Annotated in this window: 10 protein-coding genes and 1 tRNA gene; 6 read left to right on the forward strand and 5 right to left on the reverse strand. The window is 62.5% G+C overall.

The window, feature by feature from the left end; translation table 11 throughout:
• Window positions 1-15: 15 nt before the first annotated feature.
• Window positions 16-837, forward strand: coding sequence for an HTH-type transcriptional regulator BhcR (gene bhcR / locus C1D09_RS11075; protein ID WP_143974301.1), 822 nt, complete (start codon window positions 16-18; stop codon window positions 835-837).
• A 133-nt stretch (window positions 838-970) separates the two neighbouring features.
• The gene (locus tag C1D09_RS11080) at window positions 971-1,402 is read left to right on the forward strand and encodes a hypothetical protein (protein WP_143974302.1); all 432 of its coding nucleotides are present in this window, start codon (window positions 971-973) and stop codon (window positions 1,400-1,402) included.
• A gap of 69 nt (window positions 1,403-1,471) precedes the next feature.
• Here the strand turns inward: C1D09_RS11080 and C1D09_RS11085 are convergent, their stop codons facing one another.
• The 3 genes from C1D09_RS11085 to C1D09_RS11095 form a co-directional block, all read right to left on the reverse strand.
• Window positions 1,472-1,777: a BA14K family protein gene (locus C1D09_RS11085; RefSeq protein WP_143974303.1), complete on the reverse strand. Its 306-nt coding sequence runs from the start codon at window positions 1,775-1,777 to the stop codon at window positions 1,472-1,474.
• A 187-nt stretch (window positions 1,778-1,964) separates the two neighbouring features.
• Window positions 1,965-2,165, reverse strand: coding sequence for a hypothetical protein (locus tag C1D09_RS11090; protein WP_143974304.1), 201 nt, complete (start codon window positions 2,163-2,165; stop codon window positions 1,965-1,967).
• 213 nt (window positions 2,166-2,378) lie between these two features.
• A complete protein-coding gene (locus tag C1D09_RS11095; protein ID WP_095770241.1) occupies window positions 2,379-2,546 on the reverse strand; it encodes a hypothetical protein in 168 nt (55 codons plus the stop codon).
• Between the two features lie 154 nt (window positions 2,547-2,700).
• On the opposite strand from C1D09_RS11095, the gene C1D09_RS11100 reads away from it, so the two are divergent.
• A tRNA-Thr gene (locus C1D09_RS11100) sits at window positions 2,701-2,776 on the forward strand.
• A gap of 65 nt (window positions 2,777-2,841) precedes the next feature.
• Here the strand turns inward: C1D09_RS11100 and C1D09_RS11105 are convergent.
• Both C1D09_RS11105 and C1D09_RS11110 read right to left on the reverse strand, forming a co-directional pair.
• Window positions 2,842-3,408, reverse strand: coding sequence for a DUF2569 family protein (locus C1D09_RS11105; RefSeq protein WP_143974305.1), 567 nt, complete (start codon window positions 3,406-3,408; stop codon window positions 2,842-2,844).
• A gap of 112 nt (window positions 3,409-3,520) precedes the next feature.
• Complete coding sequence (locus tag C1D09_RS11110) at window positions 3,521-4,135, reverse strand: TetR/AcrR family transcriptional regulator (protein ID WP_143974306.1); 615 nt, start codon at window positions 4,133-4,135, stop codon at window positions 3,521-3,523.
• Between the two features lie 91 nt (window positions 4,136-4,226).
• Here C1D09_RS11110 and C1D09_RS11115 point away from each other — a divergent pair, with 91 nt between their 5' ends.
• The 3 genes from C1D09_RS11115 to C1D09_RS11125 all read left to right on the forward strand — a co-directional run.
• The gene (locus C1D09_RS11115) at window positions 4,227-5,318 is read left to right on the forward strand and encodes a polyamine ABC transporter substrate-binding protein (protein WP_143974307.1); all 1,092 of its coding nucleotides are present in this window, start codon (window positions 4,227-4,229) and stop codon (window positions 5,316-5,318) included.
• A gap of 13 nt (window positions 5,319-5,331) precedes the next feature.
• The gene (locus C1D09_RS11120) at window positions 5,332-6,198 is read left to right on the forward strand and encodes an ABC transporter permease (RefSeq protein WP_143974308.1); all 867 of its coding nucleotides are present in this window, start codon (window positions 5,332-5,334) and stop codon (window positions 6,196-6,198) included.
• Window position 6,199: 1 nt separating this feature from the next.
• A partial coding sequence (locus C1D09_RS11125) for an ABC transporter permease (protein ID WP_143974309.1) occupies window positions 6,200-6,840 on the forward strand: 641 nt, incomplete at its 3' end.

Raw genomic sequence — 6,840 nt, forward strand, 5'->3', positions numbered from 1 at the left:
GGCGAAACTGGCGCGATGGAAACCACTGAAAAACGCCAGCGCGGCCGACCGCGTGCCTTCAACGGACCTCCCGAAACCAGTTCCGTGCAGTCGCTGGACCGGGCCTTGCGCATCCTGGCCATTGTCGCCGAGGGCAGCGGCCTGTCGCTGAGCGAGATATCGGCGCAAAGCGGCCTTGCCGCCTCGACCGCCTACCGGATGCTGACGACACTTGAAAACCACGGCATGGTCGAATTCGACACATCAGATCAGTTGTGGTCGATCGGCGTCGAGACCTACCGCATGGGCGCTGCCTTCCTGCGCCGGCGCAAGCTGGTCGACCGCGCCCGCATCGTCATGCAGGAGTTGATGGAAAGAACCGGCGAGACCGCCAATCTCGGCGTCGCCGAGGATGATTGCGTGGTGTTCGTCAGCCAGGTTGAGACGCATCAGGCGATCCGCGCGTTCTTCCGCCCGGGCACGCGCAGTCCCTTCCATGCCTCCGGCATCGGCAAGGCGGTGCTGGCGCATCTTGAGCCGGAGCGCGTCGGCACCATTCTGCGCAAGGCCGGCCTGCAACGCTTCACCGACAGGACGCTGTCCGAGATCCCTGCCCTCGCCCACGATCTTGCCGTCATCAAGCAGCGCGGCTGGTCGGTGGATGACGAGGAGCGGCACCCGGGCATGCGCTGCGTGGCGGCCGCCATCTTCAACGAGTTCGGCGAGCCTATCGGCGGCGTCTCGGTGTCGGGGCCGACCGTGCGGGTGACGCCGGAGCGGCTGGCCGAGATCGGGCCGATGGTGCGCAGTGCCGCGGCCGAGGTGACCCGGATGATCGGCGGCGCGCAAGCCGGCTGATCAGCCTGCCCCAGGCAGCACGCTGCTGGTCGCAATATCGAAGAATCGAACTGTACGACCATGCCGATAGGGCAGGCGCCGGCGGCATCGCCCTGTCTTGCCGTGGCGTTGGGATGCATGCGAAAGGGCGCGGATGAAGACAACGGTTCAGCTTTTGCTTGTCGGTTCGCTGTGCGGATGCGTGGCGACGACACCTCGGCCCGATGGCGGCGACCAGCGCGTCGATCCCATTCCGTTCTCGCTCGCGCTCGAGGAGACCGTCATCACCGGTATTCGTCAGCACTTGCCGGATCCTGCTTCGGCCAGGCTCGGAAGGACGCTTGCCGGCGAGCGGACGCTGGATGGCCGCAAGGAGATCGTGGTCTGCGGCTTCGTCAACGGCAAGACCGCGGTTGGCGGCCCTGGCGGCGACCAAGCCTTCATCGCCAGGATCTACCCGGATTCGGCAACCAGCTTCGAACTCGTCGCAATGGGCAGCACTTCGGAGACGAGACGTGTCGTCGATGGAACGTGCGACGCAGCCGGACTGCCGCTCTCTGATTCCGGCTTTAGAACGCAACTGTAAGTATTTGTAAGGCAAAGAAAAGGGGCCCGAGCGAGCCCCTTTTTCTGTTGCTGAAGCAATCCTCCCCTGTCAAAGCCGGCAGTAGTGGCTGTAGCCGTCGCGGCCGATATAGGTGTCGGAGTCCGGATCGTAGCTCGAGTAGCGATCGAAGCAGCGGCGGACGTGCCAGGAACCGCCGTCTTCGTCGACATAGACGGTACGCGGGGGCTGCTGGGCAAGTAGGCTGCCAAGGACGAACCCGCCGACGCCGGCGGCGATGCCGATGCCAAGGTCGTGGTGATGCGAATGAGCCGCCGAAGGCTGAACGGTGCCAACCAGCGTGGTGGCGGCGACGGTGGTGGCGACGAGGCCGGAAACGAGAGTGCGCTTGAACATGATGATCTCCTTGCTTGTTGACCGAGGCGATCCATCCGCCTCTTGATCATCTGTCGCTGCCGCGCAGGAAAAGGTTCGAAGGCTTTTTCGATTTTTTGCGGAGGTGCTGCCGGGTTCCCGCCAGAAGGCCCGCGGAAAACGCAAAAGGGCGGCCGAGGCCGCCCTTCGAACGCAACAGGCCTTGGCATCAAAGGATGATAACCACCCTGCCATGGTGATGATGCCGGTGGTGGTGGTGGTGGTACCACCAGTAGTCGCCATAGTCGTCGTCATAGTAATGATGGTGATGATGCATACCGTGAGCCGACGACGTCTGAAGCGAGGCGGCCAGCGCGCCTGTGGCAACGAAAACGGCCACGAGAGCGGAAGTGAGCATGCGCTTGAACATGATGATCTCCTGGATCCTTGACCGAGGCGACCATTCGCCCCTGGAGATCAGTCGGCCCGGCCTGTCAAAAGGTTCGAAAAGTCGAGGAGATTTTTCAGAACGTAGGCAGCAGGCAGCAGGGAGCAGGGAGCAGGGAGCCGGGAGCCGGGAGCCGGGAAATCGAACGAAGCGGATACGAACGATGCAATTCCCTATTCCCCGATGCCGATTACCTCATCCCATTCCGGTAATGTGGCGAAGCCAGAAGGCGAGCGCGATGAAACCGATGATCGTGGTCACGCCGGTCCAGTCGACATTGGCCTTCCTGACGTCGCTGATGAGCTTCACCAGCAGCATCCAGGCGATGACGACGAGCGGCAGAATGATGACAAGCCTGATCATGCGACACTCCAGTCCGAAGCGATTGCACCTTTTTGATATGTAGGAAGCGCGCTCGTGGATTGCAGCATGGGCCGGCGGCGTCATCCACCGCCGGGGTAACCGAAAACGGAGTTTTGGCTTTACTGGCGCACGAAATATGCTACCGGAGCGCCGTGCCCTTGTAGCTCAGCTGGTAGAGCAGCGGTTTTGTAAACCGAAGGTCGGCGGTTCGATCCCGTCCGGGGGCACCAGTTTCCACCCGGGGAATGGTCGAGAGCCTCCGGCTCCTCATGCTCCAAAATATCCCAGCTGCCTTCTACGAAGCGTTGGCGACCTCGGTGGAAGCCCTGATCCTGGTGAACGTGTTGCGTACCCTGACGGATCTGTAGACGTAGGCGACCCAGAGTCCGGCCAGGACAAACGAGGCTGTAGACGTCGCAATCGCATTTCCGGTGACCACCTGCCCGACCGGAACACCGAAGACCGTGGAAACCAATGCTGCGTCCAGGATGAAAATCACCGGGATTGCAAGCCATTGGGCGACAAACAACTGCTTGAACCAAGGGCTCCGCCTCAGCATGGCAACGGCCACCACCAGTTGCAGCACCAGAAACGCCAGCAGCAGGGCAATCTCGCCATAGACCACCATTGGTCCGTTCGGCACCAGCATGAGCTGGCTGTAGCCCTCACGCGAGGCCCCCATTTCGGCAAGCGTGCGCAATGGCGACAAGGCTTGACCGATCGCGAGAAGCATCAGCCATCCTCCGAACCCCACGGGATCCACCGGATTCCGCGAGGGCTTGATGGCAGATCGTACCGCGAAGAAGACGGGGACACCGATCAACAACAGAAGGATTGCCCAATGCCAGATGGGAAACTGCATTCACCCCTCCCCCAAAAATGCACCCATGGGTTGTATCAGATTTCGGGCGCCACTCAAGAGGGTTGAGATGCGATTTGATCCAACGATCTATTCTACTGCCTTTTCCTGACAGTCACACCGCAATCGCCGCCACCAAAATCCGGTTCTGCCGGCGTATTGCCGCCCGCAGCTCCGGGATCTTCGCCTGGTCGCGTTTCACGAATTCGATGAACATCATGTTCATGTTGTTGAAGATCAGTTCGCCGAGCGCCGCGCCGTCTATGTCCCGGCGCACCAGGCCGATTTCCTGAAGCCGGGTGATCAGGGCGCGGATCTGTTCGGTCAGTGAGCGGTCGAGCGCGGTATAGGCCTGCCCGAACGGGCTGTCGGGCAGCTGCGTCGAGATCGCCATGGCCTGTCGCCACATCTCCTTGCTGAGATAGTGCAGCGAGTGCTCGATATAGATACCGATCAGCGTGTCCAGCGCGTCGCCGACATTGGCCGGCGGCCTGGCGACGACGCCGCGCCCGGCGTTGAGCACCTCGTTGACCTCAAGCGAGACGATGGCGCCGAGGATGTCGCCCTTGTTCTCATAGTAATTGTAGATCGTGCCGATCGACACTTCCGCCTGCGCGGCGATCGCCTCGATCTTGGCGCCCTCATAGCCGGCCTCGCGAAAAAGCGCGGCCGCCGCCTCGATGATGCGCCTGTGCCGGTCCGCCTTTTGCCTTGCCCGCAATCCGCTCATGGCAGCCTCTTGCCACAAAAACAGAATTGACTCAATTTTAGAATTGGTTCAACTTTTTGCAAGAAGCCACAAAGGCAAGGGAGAACACTCGATGTCCGTCAAATCCGCATCCGGGAATCCGCTTTCAGCCCTGAAGCGCCATCTGCACGCCGCCTGCGCCGCCACGGCCCTGCTGCTTGGCGTGGGCAGCCTCGCCGAGGCCGCCGATCTCAACGCCCTGATCTGGTGCGACCATTCCGATCCGGGCCTGTTGCAGCCCTTCGAGGAAGCCAACGGCGTCAAGGTCAACGTCAAGGAGTTCGAAGGCACCGGTGCGGGCCTCGCCATCGTCGAACAGTCGCAGCCCGGCGACTGGGACGTGATGGTGATCGACTCGATCGACGTGCCGCGCGGCGTCGAAAAGGGCCTGTTCGAGCCACTGCCCGAGGACAAGCTGCCCTTGGCCGACCTCTTCCCGCAGGTGAAGATGGACGGCTCCACCGTGGTCGGCGGCAAGCGCTACGGCATCACCGAAAAATTCGGCTACAACACGATCGGCTTCAACAAGACCAAGGTCGATCCGGCCGACATGCAGTCCCTGGCGTCGCTGACCAGCGACAAATACAAGGGCAAGGTGGCCATCTATGACTATTACCTGCCGGTCATCGGCATGGCGGCACTCGCCATCGGCAAGAAGACGGCCGAGCTGACCGAAGCCGACCTGCCCGCCCTCAAGGACGAGCTTCTCAAGATGAAGGCCAACGCCAAGCTGGTTGGCGAAGTGACCGCCAGCCAGACGGCGCTTGCCACCGGCGAGGTCGACATATTGGTCGGCGGCGGCGAATGGGTGACGGCGGGGTTGGCCAAGGAGAACCCGGCACTGGACTTCTCCATTCCCAAGGAGGGTGCGGTGCTGTGGTCGCAGTCTCTGGCCATGTTCAAGGATTCCAAGAACAAGGACATGGCGCTGAAGTTCATCCAGTACATCATGAGCCCCGAAGGCCAGGCGCGCCTTGCCACCTCGTCCTGTTACTGGGGCATGCCCGCCAACACCAAGGCGGCGCTGACCGGCGACCAGAAGAAGGTCCTGCGCTTCGACGAGCAGCCGGGCTTCCTCGCCCGCGCCCAGGCCTATCCGGCGCCGAACGCGGATCTCGACAAGAAGATGCAGGACATGTGGACCGAAATGCTGCAGGCGAAGTGATCGGTTGCCGCTCGTGAGTTCAAGCGGAAAGAGCGGGCGCGCCCTGGCTCGGGCGGGCCATGCCCTGCCCTGGGCGCTTGTGACACCGGCGCTCGGCTGGACGCTGCTGTTCTTCGTGCTGCCCTTCATCGCCATGGGGTTTTCGAGCCTTACGGCGCATGAGGGCGGCGGCTTTACCCTTTCCAACTACAGCCAGTTCTTCATCAACCCGTCTTATTGGCAGGCGATGGTCAACTCGCTGGAGGTGACGGCAATCGTCACCGTGGTCTCGGTGCTGCTGGCCTATCCCTTCGCCTGGATCCTCGCCGAACAGGTTCCGAAACGCTGGCAGCGGCTGGCGCTGATGCTTGCCGTGCTGCCGTTCTGGACGTCCTATGTCGTGCGCTCCTATTCCTGGCTGCTGGTGCTGGCGCAGAACGGCGTCATCAACCGCGCGCTCACCGGTTCCGGTTTGATCACCGAGCCGCTGCAGCTCGCCAACACGCGGCTGGCCACCGTCACCGGCTTCGTGCACTTCTTCGTCATGCTGCTGACGCTGACCATCTTCGCCAACCTCAAGCAGCTCAGCCCGAGCTACCGCAAGGCCGCCGCCGATCTCGGCGCCGGGCCGGTGCGCACCTTCCTGCATGTCATCCTGCCGCTGACCCTGCCGGGCATCATGGTCGGCGCCTTCCTCACCTTCGTGCTGTGCATCGGCGACTACATCACGCCGCAGATCCTGGGCGGCAACAACGAGCTTTTGATGCCGCAGCTGGTGATGATGCAAATCGGCCGGCGCGGCGATTTTCCGCTGGCCTCGGCGCTGTCGATCATCCTGATGGCGGTCGTCACCGTCGCCTACCTTGCCTGCGCCCGCTGGCTGAAGATCGAGCGGGCCTGAAATGCGCCGGTCGGTCCGCATCGCTTCCTGGGTCTATGCGCTTGCCGTATACGGCTTCATCTTCCTGCCGGTGGTGGTGCTGGTGCTGTTCTCGCTGCAGGCGACTTCCTTCCCCATTCCGCCCTTCACCGGACCGTCGCTGCGCTGGTACGATGCCGTGCTCTCCGACGTCAGGCTGACCTCGGCGCTGGTCAATTCGCTGCTGGTGGCGTCGATCTCCTCGGCCACCGCCGTCACGCTGGGCTTCCTCTCGGCCTGGGGTTTCGCGCGCTTCGTGCTGCCGGGCTCTGGCCTTCTGCGCGGCCTGATCACGCTGCCGCTGACGGTCAGCTATCTCATCATCGGCATGGGGCTGCTGGTGCTGTTCAACTGGGCCGGCGTGCCGAAATCGCTGCTTGCCGCAGGCATCGGCCATGTCGTGATCAACCTGCCGCTATGCTTTGCCATCATCTACAGCCAGATGGGCGATCACCAGATCAACATCGAGCGCGCCGCGCGCGACCTCGGCGCGCCGGAATGGAAGGTGCTGCTGCTGATCACCGTGCCGGTCATGGCGCCGGCGATCTTCGCCGGCTTCTTCCTGTCGATGACCTTCTCCTGGGATGAGTTCGTGATCTCCTTCCTTCTGACCCGCTTCGACAC

The organism is Mesorhizobium intechi (assembly GCF_002879535.1).
Classification (GTDB): domain Bacteria; phylum Pseudomonadota; class Alphaproteobacteria; order Rhizobiales; family Rhizobiaceae; genus Mesorhizobium; species Mesorhizobium intechi.

What these genes read in the sequence shown, in the direction of transcription:
- bhcR (WP_143974301.1), top strand. Translation starts at nt 16, where the DNA reads ATGGAAACCACTGAAAAACGCCAGCGCGGCCGACCGCGTGCCTTCAAC.
- C1D09_RS11080 (WP_143974302.1), top strand. Translation starts at nt 971, where the DNA reads ATGAAGACAACGGTTCAGCTTTTGCTTGTCGGTTCGCTGTGCGGATGC.
- C1D09_RS11085 (WP_143974303.1), bottom strand. Translation starts at nt 1,777, where the DNA reads ATGTTCAAGCGCACTCTCGTTTCCGGCCTCGTCGCCACCACCGTCGCC.
- C1D09_RS11090 (WP_143974304.1), bottom strand. Translation starts at nt 2,165, where the DNA reads ATGTTCAAGCGCATGCTCACTTCCGCTCTCGTGGCCGTTTTCGTTGCC.
- C1D09_RS11095 (WP_095770241.1), bottom strand. Translation starts at nt 2,546, where the DNA reads ATGATCAGGCTTGTCATCATTCTGCCGCTCGTCGTCATCGCCTGGATG.
- C1D09_RS11105 (WP_143974305.1), bottom strand. Translation starts at nt 3,408, where the DNA reads ATGCAGTTTCCCATCTGGCATTGGGCAATCCTTCTGTTGTTGATCGGT.
- C1D09_RS11110 (WP_143974306.1), bottom strand. Translation starts at nt 4,135, where the DNA reads ATGAGCGGATTGCGGGCAAGGCAAAAGGCGGACCGGCACAGGCGCATC.
- C1D09_RS11115 (WP_143974307.1), top strand. Translation starts at nt 4,227, where the DNA reads ATGTCCGTCAAATCCGCATCCGGGAATCCGCTTTCAGCCCTGAAGCGC.